Annotated in this window: 19 protein-coding genes; 8 read left to right on the top strand and 11 right to left on the bottom strand. The window is 60.3% G+C overall.

From position 1 onward, the window contains the following. The first annotated feature begins 43 nt into the window (after window positions 1-43). Window positions 44-1,648 (top strand): bifunctional phosphoribosylaminoimidazolecarboxamide formyltransferase/IMP cyclohydrolase, encoded by a 1,605-nt coding sequence (gene purH, locus QO259_RS05780; RefSeq protein WP_207034766.1) that lies wholly within the window; start codon window positions 44-46, stop codon window positions 1,646-1,648. A 129-nt stretch (window positions 1,649-1,777) separates the two neighbouring features. Here the strand turns inward: purH and QO259_RS05775 are convergent, their stop codons facing one another. From QO259_RS05775 to QO259_RS05750, 6 genes are all read right to left on the bottom strand, one after another. Then, window positions 1,778-3,247, bottom strand: a complete 1,470-nt coding sequence (locus QO259_RS05775) for an NAD-dependent succinate-semialdehyde dehydrogenase (RefSeq protein ID WP_207034767.1) — start codon at window positions 3,245-3,247, stop codon at window positions 1,778-1,780. A 199-nt stretch (window positions 3,248-3,446) separates the two neighbouring features. Next, complete coding sequence (locus QO259_RS05770) at window positions 3,447-3,902, bottom strand: hypothetical protein (protein WP_207034769.1); 456 nt, start codon at window positions 3,900-3,902, stop codon at window positions 3,447-3,449. A 160-nt stretch (window positions 3,903-4,062) separates the two neighbouring features. Further along, window positions 4,063-4,620, bottom strand: coding sequence for a GTP cyclohydrolase I FolE (folE, locus tag QO259_RS05765; protein ID WP_106418160.1), 558 nt, complete (start codon window positions 4,618-4,620; stop codon window positions 4,063-4,065). A gap of 182 nt (window positions 4,621-4,802) precedes the next feature. Then, a complete protein-coding gene (locus QO259_RS05760; RefSeq protein ID WP_207034772.1) occupies window positions 4,803-5,789 on the bottom strand; it encodes a serine/threonine protein kinase in 987 nt (328 codons plus the stop codon). A 40-nt stretch (window positions 5,790-5,829) separates the two neighbouring features. Further along, window positions 5,830-6,576 carry a ComF family protein gene (locus tag QO259_RS05755; RefSeq protein ID WP_285952148.1) on the bottom strand — a complete coding sequence of 249 codons (747 nt, stop codon included), beginning with the start codon at window positions 6,574-6,576 and terminating at the stop codon, window positions 5,830-5,832. Between the two features lie 355 nt (window positions 6,577-6,931). Next, window positions 6,932-7,126, bottom strand: coding sequence for a hypothetical protein (locus tag QO259_RS05750; protein WP_285952147.1), 195 nt, complete (start codon window positions 7,124-7,126; stop codon window positions 6,932-6,934). A 919-nt stretch (window positions 7,127-8,045) separates the two neighbouring features. Here QO259_RS05750 and QO259_RS05745 point away from each other — a divergent pair. From QO259_RS05745 to QO259_RS05730, 4 genes are all read left to right on the top strand, one after another. Continuing rightward, on the top strand, window positions 8,046-8,708 hold the full coding sequence (locus QO259_RS05745) for a hypothetical protein (protein WP_285952146.1): 663 nt from the start codon (window positions 8,046-8,048) through the stop codon (window positions 8,706-8,708). Between the two features lie 497 nt (window positions 8,709-9,205). After that, window positions 9,206-9,454, top strand: a complete 249-nt coding sequence (locus QO259_RS05740) for a DUF1654 domain-containing protein (protein ID WP_285952145.1) — start codon at window positions 9,206-9,208, stop codon at window positions 9,452-9,454. Next, on the top strand, window positions 9,451-9,894 hold the full coding sequence (locus QO259_RS05735; RefSeq protein ID WP_285952144.1) for a LexA family protein: 444 nt from the start codon (window positions 9,451-9,453) through the stop codon (window positions 9,892-9,894). The genes QO259_RS05740 and QO259_RS05735 overlap by 4 nt, the downstream gene beginning before the upstream one ends. Then, window positions 9,894-11,168, top strand: a complete 1,275-nt coding sequence (locus QO259_RS05730; RefSeq protein ID WP_285952143.1) for a Y-family DNA polymerase — start codon at window positions 9,894-9,896, stop codon at window positions 11,166-11,168. The genes QO259_RS05735 and QO259_RS05730 overlap by 1 nt, the downstream gene beginning before the upstream one ends. A gap of 146 nt (window positions 11,169-11,314) precedes the next feature. Here the strand turns inward: QO259_RS05730 and QO259_RS05725 are convergent, their stop codons facing one another. After that, window positions 11,315-11,557, bottom strand: a complete 243-nt coding sequence (locus QO259_RS05725) for an SOS response-associated peptidase family protein (RefSeq protein ID WP_285952142.1) — start codon at window positions 11,555-11,557, stop codon at window positions 11,315-11,317. A gap of 329 nt (window positions 11,558-11,886) precedes the next feature. On the opposite strand from QO259_RS05725, the gene QO259_RS05720 reads away from it, so the two are divergent. Beyond that, window positions 11,887-12,348 carry a hypothetical protein gene (locus QO259_RS05720; RefSeq protein ID WP_285952141.1) on the top strand — a complete coding sequence of 154 codons (462 nt, stop codon included), beginning with the start codon at window positions 11,887-11,889 and terminating at the stop codon, window positions 12,346-12,348. Here QO259_RS05720 and QO259_RS05715 read toward each other — a convergent pair whose 3' ends face one another. Beyond that, window positions 12,349-13,011 carry an SOS response-associated peptidase gene (locus QO259_RS05715; RefSeq protein WP_285952140.1) on the bottom strand — a complete coding sequence of 221 codons (663 nt, stop codon included), beginning with the start codon at window positions 13,009-13,011 and terminating at the stop codon, window positions 12,349-12,351. A 43-nt stretch (window positions 13,012-13,054) separates the two neighbouring features. Here QO259_RS05715 and QO259_RS05710 point away from each other — a divergent pair, with 43 nt between their 5' ends. Both QO259_RS05710 and QO259_RS05705 read left to right on the top strand, forming a co-directional pair. Beyond that, window positions 13,055-13,618 (top strand): hypothetical protein, encoded by a 564-nt coding sequence (locus tag QO259_RS05710; protein ID WP_285952139.1) that lies wholly within the window; start codon window positions 13,055-13,057, stop codon window positions 13,616-13,618. 199 nt (window positions 13,619-13,817) lie between these two features. Continuing rightward, entirely contained in the window at window positions 13,818-14,027 is a 210-nt protein-coding gene (locus tag QO259_RS05705; protein ID WP_285952138.1) for a hypothetical protein, read from the top strand. A 26-nt stretch (window positions 14,028-14,053) separates the two neighbouring features. On the opposite strand, the gene QO259_RS05700 is transcribed toward QO259_RS05705, so the two are convergent. The 3 genes from QO259_RS05700 to QO259_RS05690 are packed head-to-tail and all read right to left on the bottom strand — an operon-like array spanning window position 14,054 to window position 16,425. Then, complete coding sequence (locus tag QO259_RS05700) at window positions 14,054-14,701, bottom strand: hypothetical protein (protein WP_285952137.1); 648 nt, start codon at window positions 14,699-14,701, stop codon at window positions 14,054-14,056. Between the two features lie 6 nt (window positions 14,702-14,707). After that, the gene (locus QO259_RS05695) at window positions 14,708-15,709 is read right to left on the bottom strand and encodes a hypothetical protein (RefSeq protein ID WP_285952136.1); all 1,002 of its coding nucleotides are present in this window, start codon (window positions 15,707-15,709) and stop codon (window positions 14,708-14,710) included. Continuing rightward, window positions 15,643-16,425 carry a hypothetical protein gene (locus QO259_RS05690; protein WP_285952135.1) on the bottom strand — a complete coding sequence of 261 codons (783 nt, stop codon included), beginning with the start codon at window positions 16,423-16,425 and terminating at the stop codon, window positions 15,643-15,645. The genes QO259_RS05695 and QO259_RS05690 overlap by 67 nt, the downstream gene beginning before the upstream one ends.

Raw genomic sequence — 16,425 nt, 5'->3', positions numbered from 1 at the left:
GCCCTCCAGCGCGCGTTCGACCGACCGACAAGAGTGGATTGGCATGTCTCAAAACTCCGCATCCTCCTCCCGCCCCGTCAGCCGCGCCCTGCTTAGCGTGTCCGACAAGACCGGCATCGTCGACTTCGCCCGCGAACTCGTCGGCCGCGGCGTCGAGCTGCTCTCCACCGGCGGCACCTACCGCCTGCTGCAGGAGAACGCCATCGCGGTGACCGAAGTCTCCGCGCATACCGGTTTCCCCGAGATCATGGATGGCCGCGTCAAGACGCTGCATCCCAAGATCCACGGCGGCATCCTCGGCCGTCGCGGCGAGGACGATGCGGTGATGGCCGAACACGACATCGCGCCGATCGACCTGGTGGTGGTCAATCTCTATCCGTTCGAGCGCACCGTCGCCAACCCCGACTGCAGCCTCGCCGACGCGGTCGAGAACATCGACATCGGTGGGCCGACCATGGTCCGCGCCTGCGCCAAGAACCATGCCCATACCACCATCGTGGTGGATGCCGACGACTACGCCCGCGTGCTCAAGGACATGGCCAGCCATGACGGCGCCGTGAGTCAGGCGACCCGCTTCGACCTGGCGATCAAGGCGTTCGAGCATACCGCCGCCTACGACGCTGCGATCGCCAACTACTTCGGCCAGCGGGTGGGCAGCGGCGAGCCCGACTTCCCGCGCACTCTGTCGCTGCAGTTCACCAAGAAGCAGGGCATGCGCTACGGCGAGAACCCGCACCAGAAAGCGGCCTTCTATGTCGAGCGGAGCCAGGTCGAGCCGGAGGCCAGTATCGCCACCGCCAACCAGCTCCAGGGCAAGGCGCTGTCGTTCAACAACGTCGCCGACACCGACGCCGCGCTGGAGTGCGTCAAGTCGTTCACCAAGCCCGCCTGCGTGATCGTCAAGCACGCCAATCCGTGCGGCGTGGCGGTGGTGCCAGAGGATGAGGGCGGCATCCGCAAGGCCTACGAACTGGCCTTCGCCACCGACAGCGAATCGGCCTTCGGCGGCATCATCGCCTTCAACCGCGAGCTGGATGGCGAGACCGCCGCGGCGATCGTCGCACGCCAGTTCGTCGAGGTGATCATCGCCCCGGCGATCTCCGCCGCGGCGCGTGACGCAGTCGCCAGCAAGGCCAACGTGCGCCTGCTCGAGTGCGGCGAGCTGCCGGCACGCAGCGGCGAGGGCTGGGACTACAAGCGCGTCAACGGCGGCCTGCTGGTGCAGAGCCGGGATACCGGCATGATCAGCGCCGACGAGCTCAAGGTGGTGACCCGCCGCGCGCCCAGCGAGCGCGAGCTGCATGACCTGGTGTTCGCCTGGAAGGTGGCCAAGTTCGTCAAGTCCAACGCCATCGTCTATGCCCGCGACCGCCAGACCGTGGGCGTCGGCGCCGGCCAGATGAGCCGCGTCAACTCAGCGCGCATCGCCGGCATCAAGGCCGAGCACGCCGGCCTCCAGGTGGCCGGCTCGGTGATGGCCTCCGACGCCTTCTTCCCCTTCCGTGACGGCCTCGACAACGCCGCCGCCGCTGGTATCACCGCGGTCATCCAGCCCGGCGGCTCGATGCGTGACGACGAAGTGATCGCCGCCGCCAACGAAGCGGACATCGCCATGGTGTTCACCGGGATGCGTCACTTCCGCCACTGAGTACGGCTTCCCCGGTCACGCAAAAAAGCCCACGACAGCATCTGTCGCGGGCTTTTTCGATGCCGTGCAGCAGACCTAAGCCGGGCAGCAGACCTAAACCGGGCGGCAGACCTCAGCCGCCCGGGTGAATCATGCCTGCGCCTGACCCAGGTCGATGCACAGATACTTGACCTCGAGATACTCGTCGAGACCGTACTTGGAGCCTTCACGCCCCAGCCCGGACGCCTTGACGCCGCCGAAAGGCGCGCTGGCGTTGGAGATCAGCCCGGTGTTGATGCCGACCATGCCGTACTCGAGCGCTTCCGCCACCCGCCAGACACGCCCCAGATCCCGCGAATAGAAGTACGAGGCCAGCCCGAACTGGGTGTCATTGGCCAGGCGCACCGCTTCCTCTTCGGTCTCGAACGGGAACACCGCCGCCAGCGGACCGAAGGTCTCCTCGCTCGCCACCTTCATCTCCGGCGTCGCATGGCTGATCAGCGTCGGCGAAAAGAAGCGCCCGCCGAGGGAGTGCTCGTGACCGCCGAGCAGCAGCTGGGCGCCCTTGTCGGTGGCGTCCTTGACGTGCTCGCTCACCTTGGCCACCGCATCCTCATCGATCAGCGGCCCGATATTGACGCCGTCCTGGAAGCCATCGCCGACCTTCAGTTCGCTGTTCATCGCCGCGGCGAGCTTCTCGCTGAAGGCGTTGATCACGCTCGACTGGACCAGGAAGCGGTTGGTGCAGACGCAGGTCTGGCCGGCATTGCGGAACTTGGAGGCGATAGCCCCCTCGACCGCAGCATCCAGATCGGCGTCCTCGAACACCAGAAAGGGCGCGTTGCCGCCGAGCTCCAGCGAAATCTTCTGGATGTGCTGGGCGGCGCCGGCCATCAGCGAACTGCCGACCTCGGTGGAGCCGGTGAAGGTGACCTTGCGCACCACCGGGGACTCGGTCATCGCCTTGGCGATCTCGCTGGCCTTGCCCGGCACCACGTTGAACACGCCCCGCGGCACCCCCGCCTGCTCGGCAAGCGCCGCCAGCGCGGTGGCCGAGAACGGCGTCTGGCTGGCCGGCTTGATCACGATGGTGCAGCCCGCGGCGAGCGCCGCCGCGGCCTTGCGCGTGATCATCGAAGAGGGGAAGTTCCACGGCGTGATCGCCCCGACCACACCCACCGGCTGCTTGGTCACCACGATACGCTGCTGGCTGCTGGCGGCCGGGATGGTATCGCCGTAGATACGCCGCGCTTCCTCGGCGAACCAGCGCATGAAGCTCGCGGCGTAGACGATCTCCCCCGCCGCCTCCTTGACCGGCTTGCCCTGCTCGGCGGTCATGATCGCGGCCAGCTCATCCTTGTGCTCGAGCATCAGCTCGTACCACTTCATCAGGATGTCGGCACGCTCCAGCGCGGTATGGTTGCGCCAGCCCGGCAGGGCCGCCTCGGCGGCCTCGATCGCTCGCTCGGTCTCGGCCCGGCCGAGGCGCGGCATGCGCCCCAGGATCTCGCCGCTGGCGGGGTTGTCGACGTCGATCTGTTCGCCGCTGTCGGCGGCCACCCAGTTACCATCGATATAGGCGTAGGGCCTGAACAGCGCGCTCTCTTTGACGGATTGCATGAGTCACTCCTTCCTTGATGTGCCTGCCGTCGACCGCGCCGAAACCGCACGGCCGGCGGTGATTGCCGGCGCGCCGCCAGGACTCGGGCGACGCGTCTGAAACGGGCAAGGTGTCGGGGGAAAGGATGGCGCTTTCGCTGCGTTGGCGCCAGTGACAATCGGTATGACAGCAGCCGAGGCGCCAAACCGTCGCAGCCGGTTACACCACGCCCTGGGACCAGAGCGTCACGCCGACCGCGATCACCAGGGCCAGCGCCGCCACCGCCTGGCCGTTGAAGCGCTGCGGCGCACGATGCACGTGGCGCAGGCCGAGCCAGGCGAGCACCAGCGCGACCACCTCGACCACCGGCGCATAGCGCCCGGCGCCGACACCGGCGCACGCCACCACGAAAGCCGCCAGCGCCCAGTGCGAGAGCTGCTTGCGCTGTACCTTGCCGCTGGCATCACGGGTGCTGCGCGCGGGCTTTTGCGCCTCGGGCCGATTGAACACCCGCACCGCACGCCCCTCGGCCACGTCGAAGCGCACCGCCTGGCCCGCCGCCGGCAGACCGCGCCCGCGCCACTGGCCGAATTCGAAGGCGTAGCGCTGGCCATCCTGTCCCACGATCTCGCCGCGCTGGGTGTCGTCATCGAAGGTGTCGAGTCGGCCATCCATGTATCGCGCTCCTGCCTCAGAGTGTGTTTACAAAATGCCTGTGCTCGGCAATACGGCGTTAAAATCGGCCTCAAAGTGCTCATTTACCCCATGTAAACTCCGCTTTTTCGACCGATTTTGCCTTGTCTTGCCTTCGCTCGCCGAATTTGTAAACACTCTCTCAGCGGCCGTTGACCAGCATCAGGAACTCCTGCCGCGTGGTCTGGTTCTTGCGGAAGCTGCCGAGCATCACCGAGGTCTTCATGCACGAGTTCTGCTTCTCGACCCCGCGCATCATCATGCACATGTGCTGGGCCTCGACCACCACACCCACGCCGCGGGCGCCGGTCACCTGCATCACCGCTTCGGCGATCTCGCGGGTGAGATTCTCCTGAATCTGCAGCCGCCGGGCGTACATGTCGACGATGCGCGCGAACTTGGACAGCCCCAGCACCCGGCCCTGGGGCAGGTAGGCGATATGGCACTTGCCGATGAACGGCAGCACATGGTGCTCGCACATCGAGTACATCTCGATGTCCTTGACCAGCACCATTTCGTCGGTGTCGGAAGCGAACACGGCGCCGTTGACCAGTTCTTCCAGAGACTGATGGTAACCCTGGGTCAGAAACTGCATCGCTTTGGCGGCCCGCTGCGGCGTGTTGCGCAGCCCCTCGCGCTGGGGGTCCTCCCCCAGGTGTTCGAGAATGCCGCGAAAATGGCCTGCCAATTGCTCTGTCATGATGCTGCCTTGATCCTGTCGCTTGCGGGCGCTGACGCCGAATACCGGGCACCGGCACCGCGCTGATGGAAAGAGGAAGACGCAGGCCACGAAAGCCGACGCATGATGAAAAGGGATTCTAGCGAAACTCGCCCCCGCGCTCTATCGCTGGCGCGCGCCGGGCGTGTCCTCACCCGCCGCCCTCAGGCCAGCCAGCGCGGCGAGTCCAGCGCCACCCGCTGCTGCTCCAGAGTGCGGATGTGTTGATCCCAGTAGCCGCTGTCAGCCACGTAGGGGAAAGCGCGTGGGAACGCCGGGTCCTGCCAGCGGTTGGCCAGCCAGGCGCTATGGCGGACCAGACGCAGCGTGCGCAGCGCCTCGATCCACTCGAGCTGGCGCCGGTCGAACTCGAGCGACTCCTCGTAACCTTCGATCACCTCGGAGAGCTGCATCTGCCACTCCTCAGGCGACTGCGCGGTGAGCAGCATCCATAGATCCTGCACCGCCGGTGCCATGGCACAGTCGTCGAAGTCGACCAGGGCAAAGTGCTCATCGCGGCCGAGCATGTTGCCCAGATGGCAGTCGCCGTGCACGCGCTGCAAAGCCTGGTGCGGCCAGGCGTGCTCGGCGAGCAGCCCCAGCAGCGCGTCGGTCACGCGGGTATAGGCGCTCTGCTGCCGCGCGCTCATCCAGGGCGCGGCGAGCACGCGCTCGCGGCTCTCCTCGACCAGCCGCAGCGGCTCGAACACCGGCCTATGCTGGAACGCATGCCGCCGGCCGACGGCATGCACCTGCCCGATCAGCTGGCCAAGGGCGAAAAGATGCGCGGGATTGTCGAGCTCCGGCGCCTGCCCCGGCACATGGGCGAATAGCGCAAAGCGGAAGCCCTCCGCCTCGAACAGCGTCTCACCCTGGGCGTTCTGCCACGGCGCGCCGACCGCGACCTCGGCGGCAGCGAGTTCACCCAGAAAGGCGTGTTCCTCGAGAATCTGCGCCGTGCTCAGGCGCTCAGGGCGGTAGAACTTGGCGACCCAGCGCTGGCGCTCGTCGTCGCTCAAGGCATAGACCCGATTCTCGTAGCTGTTGAGGGCGAACGGTTCGCCCGGCAGCCAGAAGCCCTGGGATTCGACCGCCTCGACAACGCGCTGGGGCGTCAGGGTCTCGAACGGATGCGGCGATGCGGCACTCATGGCGTACCTCGGCAGACGAAGGCTATGGCGGCGCATGCTATCAGATTCGGCCCGGCGGCGTACGCGCCAGCGCCACCACGCCGATACGCCGAGCACCCGCACGGCGGCAGGCCAGGGCCAGCGCCTCCAGGGTGGCCCCGGTGGTCATGACGTCGTCCAGCAGCAGCACCGACTCAGGCAGAGGCCCCTCGATCACGAAGGCATCCTTGACGTTGCGCCGGCGCGCGACGCGATCGAGCCCACGCTGGCTCGACGAGTCGCGCCGGCGTTGCGCCGCCCGCCGCGGTAGCTGCCAGCGCGCGGCGAGCGAGCCGCCCAGCCAGGCGACCGGGTCGAAACCCCGCTCGCGGGTGCGTGCCCATGACCCGGGGACGCCGATCAGCAACTCGCCGCACGGCGCGGTGGTGCCCATAGCATGGATCAACAGCTCCACCAATAGCAGCCCAGCACGTGGGTCAGCGGAGAACTTGAAGCGCTGCACCAGCCGTATCAGTTCCCCTTCGTAACGCAGCGGTACCCAGGCCGCGTCGAATGCCGGTGGTCGCTTCAGGCAGCGCCCGCAGACATCTCCACCACTCCGCGTCGCCATGGTCTCGGCGCAGTAGCGGCAAGCCATGGCATTCCATGGCAGTTCGGCGTCGCAGTCAGAACACCAAGGGAGATCGCCGCTTAGGCGGGCATAGCAGAAGGCACAGTAGCCGGGCAACGCCCGGCGCAACCAGCGCTCGAGCTGCCAGCGTAAACCACCGGCAGCGAGCATTCGGCCCAGGGTGTGACGTCTGATCATGCGCCTCTCCCCTCCTCTCTTGGCGCCCGCTCACCCTCTCTTGGCGCCCGTTCACCCTCTACTGATGGCGCTTTGCCCTCGGTACCCCGGCACGCAGGCACTCCCTCTCCAGAGAGATCGGCAACCGAAGCGGCGGCTTGAAGGCCGTCACGCCGCGCCCGCCAACCTTGGCTACACTGAGGTCGATCCGCCGATACCCTGGCGCGGGAAACCATTCGCAGTCATGGCCCCTCGCCGGCCCGGCCCTGCACCGGATTCGAGGAGTTTCGCGATGTCACTGGGCAGACAGGAAGCTTTACAGCTGCTGGAATCAGGATTGAAACCGTATCGCGTGCGCGCCTCTTTCAAGGAATAGTCATCCCGCTTCAGTATCAGAGTGAGCCATGATCGCGGCGCCTTCGTGCGCACTATCCCCATCGGTATCTGCAGCAATCGTCGCGCGCTGATTCGCCGCATCGACCTGCTGCGCTCCGAAGCAGAGAATCGCTTCGGTGTTCCCTGTGAGAGATGGCGTCTCGGTGATGAAATCAAGGCAGAAAAGCGCATCCAACTATCACGGTGACTTCCCCAATCGCGGTGACTTCCCCAATCGCGATGACCTCCTCTGCAACCAGGAGTTCTCGAGCGGTCTCGCTTTCCTGCGGGACCAAGCACTCGTGTGCAAAGCCTTCAATGATGGGCCCCGGGGGCAGGGCAAAGCGAGGGGCCTTTGCCAGGAACGGTAAAGGTAGTCTCCAGAAAGAGGGTCAAAGCGCCCCCGAAACGCTCTGCCACGGATAAGCCCACGTCCTCCAGCGGTTGTGAAAGGTGTGCTAGCTCCGGGTAAAGGCAGCCTCCCCGATATCCGGCCAGCCTCCCCTCATCCGCCCGTATCGGCTTTTTCTGCCCACTTTTCCCTCACACGCCCTTGCTCTATCCCACTGCCCATCTTGATTGATATCTGTCCGATATCAGCACCTCATCGAGATCGGAACTGTCCCAGGCTCCTTGAAGCACTCTCCACCCCGACTGGATGAGTAAAACTTACGTTTTCGCAAACGATATTATCGCCATGACACATAGCAAAAATGACAACAAACAAGATAAATCTAATACAAAAATAAAAAATCCTCCTTCTTTACATTCATGACACACTCACTCTCATGAAAACACTCAACCAGACAAGAATAAAACCCTAAACCCTTTTCAACAAAGGATTTTTTGATAGACACACCACTAGAACCCTGATCACAAAAAGCGCAACTGCAGATATGAACACCAGCACATTTAGAGGAATAAAGCCTTAAACATTAGATTTATCTTATTAAGATATCATCTTTGATAAGCAAAGAAAAATTCATCGATAATCATCACACCGCAAAGGAAGGTCTCGCCGATTGCATGCCCATCAGAGAGCGACAACGGCGGGATCGCTGCGGCTCATCGATGCCATATCACCGTCCATCATTCCTGGGGGCTATACGAACAACATGTCACTCTACGAGCGTTTTCAGAGCCGGATGTCGGCCGTCGACAAGCTTGTGAACATGTACAGAGAGCTGTGCAGCGCGCGCGGTATTCTGCCTCGCGGACGGCTGGACGAGGCGCACAGCGACTTGCTCTGGCTGCCGCGCTCGGCGGTTGCCTTCTCGCTGGCAGCCATGGACGCCTACGTCAACGAAGTCGTTACTGACAAGCTGGGAGATTACCGCGCCTACGTGTCGCTCTACGTGCCGATGAAGAACGTGCTCGAGCAGTCGGACGGAACGCCATGTCCGAGCCTGTGCATGCACCGCCGCCCAACCAGCAAAGAGCATCATGGCGCGCGAATCTGGGTCGACCCCTCCCAGCCCAGCGGCCGTACGTCGCTATCGTTCAAGTCGCCGGAAGAGCTGATTGCCGCCTATCGCCTGCTGGGGCATGCCGATATCATCGAGTCGATCGCCGCCATCTGGCCAGGTCCCGCCTGCACCCCCATCGATATCAAGCAGAAGCTGAACGTATTGATCCAGAGACGTAACCAGATCACCTACGAAGGCGACCGCGACCCTGAAGGGCATATACGCCAGATCCATCCGCACTACGCGACCCGCTGCAAGTCGTTCATCGAGAACGTGGTGATACGCCTGCATCGCGTCGCCTACGAGCCTTAGCTGAAAGCGCCGAGGAGGAGGTTCGGACACGCACTGGCCTCTTCCTGGCCACGGCCATGAGGGAGGGCGCAAGGTCCGCGAAACGTTCAACCGACTCGATGCGGTCAAACGAACGATCAGTGCGTCACACTCGGGTCACACGGCAATTGAGCGGCGCTACTAGAGGGAGTCATTGAAACTACAGGGGGCCATCGAGACTAGAGGGGGTCATAGGGACTGGAGAAAATCATCGAAGCCCGAAAAGCCTCGTGAATCAAACTGGTGCGGATGGGGAGACTCGAACTCCCTAATAATTCATATTAATCAATAGCTTACATATAATTCACAACCAAGGCCAGACCATAGATATAGAAGTGGACATCGGCGAGAAGCGCCGGCGTCCAAGCATAGGCCCACAGTTACACTTCCCGCTTCGATCGCCACGCCCCACTAGTCGACATGAGCCCCCTCCTCATGGATACTGTACGTGCATACAGTATTCTTAGGAGCACGCTGTCATGTCCGCTTCGACCAAACGCCAGCAGTCGTACCAGAGCCTTACCCGCCGCATCCAGCAGCAGATCGCCCACGCTCGTGACCGTGAGCAGTGCGAGGTGACGATCTTCAGAATGGATGATGACGACCCCAGCGCGTGGGAGCGCATTCTCGGCGAGTTCGACGAGCTCGATTACGTCACAGTCACCCGCGGCGGCCCCGCTGAGGCGCTGATCGCCTGGGACCCCACCGAAGCGGAGGCAGCGTCATGACCATCCCCGTGGAGTATCTGGGCAGTCAGCGGCAGAGTACGCAGCCGGTGCTGATCCCGATCGCCGCAAGCGAAGCTCGCGCCGGCTTCCCCTCGCCCGCCGACGACTATATGGAGACCGAGCTCGATCTGATCGCCCACATCGTGCAGCGGCCAAGCTCGACGTTTTATGTCCGCGCCGCGGGTGACAGCATGGAGCGGCACGGCATCTTCGATGGCGACATCCTAGTGGTGGACCGTTCACTAGAGCCAGTAGATGGCGATACGCTCATCATCGCTGTCGATGGCGAGATCACCTGCAAACGCCTCGGAAAGATCGGCCAGCGCCCCTATCTGCTCGCCGGCAATGAGGCGTACAAACCGATCCCGCTGGCGAACGCCGATTGCCACGTCTGGGGTGTGGTCACGCACAACGTGCACTCGCTACGCCGGGGGCGGTGATGATTGGCCTGGTCGACTGCAACAACTTTTACGCCAGCTGTGAACGGGTATTCCGCCCGGATTGGGAGGGCCGTCCGGTCGCCGTGCTGAGCAACAACGACGGCTGCGTAATCGCGCGCAGCAACGAGGCGAAAGAGCTGGTCGAGATGGGGGCACCCGCGTTCAAAATCCCGCCGGCGGCGCGGCGTGAGCTGATCCTGGTCTCGAGCAACTACACGTTATATGGCGACATGAGCCGGCGGGTGACCGCGACGCTCCGCGAGTTCACGCCCGATGTCGAGATCTACAGCATCGACGAGTCGTTCCTAGGGTTTGAGGGTTTCTCGGTCGAGCAGCTCGAGGATCATTGCCAGCGGCTGCGCTACATCGTGCGTCGGAACACCGGCATCCCGGTCAGCGTCGGGCTGTCGACCTCGCGCACGCTCGCGAAAGTGGCCAACAAGCTGGCGAAGAAGATCCCGGCCTATGAGGGTGTGTGCCTGCTCCAGCCGGATACCGATATCACGCGCCAGATACTCGAAGACATACCCGTCACCGACCTGTGGGGTGTCTCAGGCCGTCTCGGCCAGCGGCTAGCGCAGATGGGCATCGTTACCGCCTGGGAGTTGCGAGAGGCAGACCCGAAGCGAATTCGGGCCCGGTTCTCGGTCGTGCAGGAGCGGCTCGTCTACGAACTACGCGGCATCGACTGTATCGACACCGACGACTATGGCGAGCCGAAGAAGAACATCATGACCAGTCGGTCGTTCGGGCGGCTGACGTCAGATCCGCACGAAGTGCGCGCTGCAATCCGCGCCCACGCTGCCCGCGGCGCGGAGAAGCTGCGCAAGCAAAGCAGCGTTGCCCGGGCGATCCAGGTACACCTGAAGACCAATCGGCATCGCGAGGACCTGGCGCAGTATCACCCCGCGCTCGTTGTGCAGCTTCCCCACCTTTCAAACGACACGCGGGTGATTGTTGGCGCCGCCCAGGCCGCGCTGGCGCGTATCTGGCGCGACGACTATCGCTACATGAAGGCCGGCGTGATGATGCTGGATCTCGTCGACCAGGCTACTCAGCAGCACGACATCTTCGATTCACCGGAGAGCGATGCAGAGCGTGAGCGATCGGCCAAGGCCAGTGCGGTGATGGACGAACTGAACCGCAAGATGGGGCGCGGTACCGTGCGGCTGGGCGGAACGAAAGGAAAAGCGGACTGGAAGCTCAAGGCGGAGCTGCTGACGCAGCGATACACCACCCGGTGGGACGAGCTGCCTGTCGCGCACTTGAAATAAAAAACCCGGCCCCACGAGAGGCCGGGTCCCACTCCACTTCACTCACAACACCGACGCGGAGAGAGAGCCGCACCAGCGTAGAGACTATCGGCGATGGGCTGACATGCTTGAGTGAGACATTGCCGCTGCGTTGTGTCCGCGATCGCTTACAGCGGGTTGATCAGCGCCGCGTTATGATCATCACTAGGCTTATTGACGGCGGTACTGACGGCCCAGTGCTGGATAAGGCCGGTGTTGATATGCCGAGTGACGCCGCCGGGCGCCTCACGCTCGGTGAAATGGGGATCGAGCCACGGCTCGAGCGATTCATTGTTGAGTGAGATAAGCCTGGGGGAGTGATCGCCGATAGCACGAGGAGCCAGCTCGGCGAATAGGACATAAATCAACACAGCGCTCATTATCCTCAACCAATTGAAAGAGGCTTATCTATCAAAATCGCTCAAACTTAGCAGACTTTAAACACCATCCACCCATAATCGAGACTAAAAAATGATACCACCAAAACAATCACCAAAAAAACAAAATAAATATACTGTTTATTGCCGCGTGGGCAGCCACTGCATATCTGGTTTTAATTTTAGCACTAATAGCGTTATAGCTATGGTCAACATCATCCAATACAGGCATCAGCGATACAAACAAAGATGATCTAAAAACCGTATTCTCCATAGCATCGAGTGCGGTAGCTGCGGTTTCCCTGTCATTCATCACCACACAAATGCTATTGACTCAGGAAAAAGATTTTTCTGAAAAAATAGAAAAAATATTGGAACTAAACAACCTGTTAGAAATTCCACAATCAGCTATATCTCGCATCGAGAACCCCTTAAGCCATGAAAACTTAGCCATCACAGAAAAAAATGATATTGCAAAAATAGACCAATCCATATTACGAATAAATCAGATGTCAACCAAGCTGAAAATCACGCTCATACTAAGGACAGGAAAAAAGAACTCAGAAATCATCGAAGGAATCATAGAATACCTTGAAAGATATTGTCTTTGTCTGGAGAAGTTAGTTTCAGGAAAAACACTATACCCGGAAGATTTCTGCTACAAAAATGTGTCATCACAAGCTTTAGCTATCAAAAATATCGCCAAGCTTCATATTGGAAGAACCTGTGTCACACCTAGTGAGTTTGTGGTTGAATCCCTACGCAAACGGATAAATTGGCTGTGATCACAGCGGATTGATCAGCGCCGCGTTACGATCATCACCAGGCTTATTGACGGCGGTGCTGACCGGCCAATGTTGAATCAGGTCCGCGGCAATGTGCCGAGTGACGCCACGGATCACCTCGCGCTCGGTGAAATGTGGATCGAGCCAGGGCTCAAGCGAGTCATCGGAGAGCGCCAACGGCATTCGGTCGTGCACCTCTTTCGCACTCCCCCGTGCCGGCTCAGTGATGATCGCCACCCCAGGGGCCAAATCATCGCCCCGGTCGGTCCAGATGCCAGCGAGGTACAGCGTCTGGTCGTCGGAACGGGTGATGTAGTGCGGCTGCTTGCGACCATCGACGGATAGCCACTCGTACCAGCCATCTGCGGGAATGAGGCAACGGTGACGCTTGAAAGATGGCGCGAAGTAGCGGCTGGTCGCGACGGTCTCGGCCTTGGCATTGATCGGTTGGGGCGCTTTAGTGTCAGCCCAAGCAGGCCGATAGCCCCACCAGAGCTGTTCGATCGTGACAAATGCCTCGTCATCAGCGCGACGAGCGACACTGATCAGCGTGCCGGGTGGCACATTGTAGCGGGGCTCAGCGTCGGCGAGCAGGTCGGGCTGCGCCACGGCCTCAGCGAGCGCTGAAAGATCGAGGGAATGGAAAGCGAATCGGCCACACATACTGATAATGTAGACATCATCACATTTTTTAGGAAGGAAAAATATGCAGCTTGCAGCCTCGATTATTGTGGCGCTCGTAACAGCCATCTTGACAGCCAATCTCGCCATCTCAAGATTCAAAAGAGAAAGAGTATGGGAGAGGCAAGCGGAGTCTTACTCAAGGATACTTTATGCCATTGAGACAGCCGCCAAATACAGCGAAAGCTACGTATCAGATTACTACGATATGAACAATCACAACCAGGAATTTACAGACAACAGACAAGACACAGCCTTATTGCTCGAAGATAGAAAGAAGGCTGAAGCGGAACTGAAAGAGCTGCAAGCAAAATATCATTTCTTTTTATCGAAGAGCACTCGCACCACATTGGAGAAATTTCACAGAGGGGTTACTTGGGAAGATTGGGAGGATGGGGTAGACGTTGCGCAAAGAGACCTTGAGCATCTAAAAGCACTTAAAAAAGAGATCGAGACTGAGGCAGAGATAGCTGTAGGTGCATCACCCAGTAACACCTTGACAATATTTCAACTATTGTTTCGCTGGTGCGACTTTAAGTTGTCGCCGCTTGTCAAAACACTTGAGCGTCAATTGCGGATAAAATCGTAGACCTGATAAAAAAGACCACCTCTTAAAAACTGGACGGTGACTAGGAGCGACAAGACCACCGGCATAACCAGCAACGCAGACCTGAAAACCTCGTCGCATCGATCTCATCATCGGCGAAAAAATAGCTACACCTCCTCGAGGTCGTGACGCGATGCTAGTCGATGGGCAAAGCCCAAATCCGACAAATTTGAGGTGATATATGAACCACAGCATCTACACACTCTCGGCCAGCTCACTCAAGGGCCTTATCCAACTGCGCGCCACTTTCGAGAACGGGGATCGCGTGCTTTGCGTGACGCGCGACCTGAACACCTGGCTCCAGTTCGTCGAGCGAGATGGCATCTGCACGGTCCAGCTTCTGAGCAACGCAGGGGCATCTGGTGAGATCCTCTCAGAATTCCCCGAGTAAAGCCCCACTGCGGCGGGTGACCACGGTCACCCGCCCACCAGCCCCTCCCACGTCACCCCGCGGGCCTCTTCGGGTGTCTGGGCATCGGCGATCGCCCACTCTCCGCGCTGCCGGATGCCGGTGAACGTCTGCCAGGCGATGAACGCCTCGGCGCGGGCGAGCACGGCGGCGACGAGCTGCGCCAGCGTCTCGTCGCCGGTGTTGCCGTTGCGGCCATCCAGAATCGCGGCCAGCGCCGGGGTGGCGGGTGCGTCGCCCTCGCTGCCGGCGTCCTGCCAAGCCCGGTACGCCTCGGCCTCGCGCTGCTGCTGGCCCCAGCTCAAACGCTCGATCTCGGGGTATTCGCGCAGCAGCGGCCGCGCCGCGGCGTCGTAGTCAGCATTGAGCCGGGCCAGGGCGTCGGCACGCGCCTGCTCAAGCTGCGCGGCGCGCTCTTCAGCAGTGAATTCGCGCACGCTCCACGCCTGCCGCCATGCCCCGTCCTCGCCCTGCTCGAACCCGGCGGGCTCGACGACATCGCCCTGGGGCGGCTCGCTCTCGACGACGTAGGCGCGTGGCGGCGTAAGCTGGGCAAGCGTCTCGGCAGGCGGGTTGCGCGGCAGGGGGATGCCGGTCGCCTGACTTACTTGGCGCGGGGATTCGATTTCGAGTGTTTCGGTGTTGATTATCATCATAGAGCCTCAAGCGCAAATAATCCGCGAAGGTTGATAGCTAGTATCGATTAGTATGGTTTCGATATACGCCCCTGAGCTATCAAACACGTTAATCGCTCTTTCACTATAATCTGACGTATACACGAATCCGTCATCATCGGTGTCCACGGACGTTATATTTCCAATGCACTCATAGCCGAGAGAGAACAATTTATTTCCGTCTGAATCTATTTTGACAAGCTTACAATTCTCTTGATTTTGCTGAAATGTCGCACCGTAAAGCGCGGTTTCCGTCTTGCTTTTAATTAGCTGCTTTACTTCTCCGTAATCTATCGACCTTTTTGTTTCAAGTATTAGGTTGTTTGGGTCGTAATAATATTTAAACAGGCTTCTATCACTGACGGCATAAGCGAAACCAAACTCAGGAATTACTGATAGCGTTGAAAACGCTTCAATTGTGCTTGCCCTTACAGCTTTTTTAATGCTGCCTAGACCATCGTATCTGGAGATATAGCCGTCGATTCTGGCCGTATAAAAACCGTAGGCGTCGCCAGTTATGCCAACAATACCGTAACCAAAATTAGCACTAAAAATTTCTGACCAATTAGAGACATTAAACTTTAAAAACCTGTCCGAGTAACTGCCCAGGTAAATGTTATTTCCGTATAGTGACAGCCTTGAGTTATATGTATTTTCACTCACACCATTTGAGCCAGCAAAATATACTATTTCACCTGTCTCAGCGTCTATTGACCTGAACCTAAATCTTGATGAAAGAGCGTATATTTTTCCAAGACCTTCGTCATAGACCATATCCGACACGCCTTCGCTGGTTTGACTAAACGCATTAACCGACCACAAAACATCTTGCGAATCGACGTCAATCTTGACAATCCAGCCTGAAAGGCATCCGACAAAGATAACCTTTTTTTTCTTTTTGCCACCCGCCATCAACATCTCAATCATCGCTTCATCCCCACGCCGCCACGCCACGCAGATCCCGACCACCACAGTAGGTATTGCGTCCATGCCGTGCCCGCTTCCGGCACTTCTCCACCGTCCCAATATGTCGCGTCGGGCAGCTGAGAGAAAGACAGCCCCGCCGAGCCGGTGGCGTAGACGATCACCAAAATTGAGCGATCGGCTGGTGGGTTGTTGAGATTGACGGTGCGCAGCGACGAGTTGCCGACGATGACCACCTGAGGGCCGGCTGAAAGATCGATATCAACGGTCGTGGTGTCATCAGCCGAGTAATCGGTATTGACCGACAGGTCGTAGCGCTGCAACGCGGCGGGGTTCGTGCCGGCGCTGGCCCATGCCTCGACGCCGGCCGTCACGTCCTGGGGGACGCTGCCCACCACCACTGCCCCCGTCTCATCGACGGTGACGTAGTCGCCCTGGGATGCCAGGGCGCCGGGCTGGAGCGCGGTGATTGCCACGTCGCCGGCGGCGATCTGCTCGGCCTCATCGCGGGCGGTCTCAGCGCCCTGTCGAGCCGTCTCGGCGAGCTGGCGTTGCTCGACGGTGTCGTCGTAGACGTCGCCGGCGGCGGTCAGCTTGGTGTCCATCTGCTCGAGCAGGCCGTCGGCGGCGGTGCCGAACTCGGTCATCGTCGTGCCGAGCTGCTCGGCGAACGTGATCATGTCTTGCTGGTTGGCGTTGAAATTCGTGATGAAATCAACGGTATCGCCCTCGTTGATCTCGCGACGAACGATCGGATCGGGCAGCGTGATGTTGTAGGGCAT

The sequence above is a fragment of the Salinicola sp. JS01 genome (assembly GCF_030284585.1).
Lineage (GTDB): Bacteria > Pseudomonadota > Gammaproteobacteria > Pseudomonadales > Halomonadaceae > Salinicola.
Note: the sequence above shows the minus strand (reverse complement) of the source record. Positions and strands in the feature narration are given on the sequence as shown.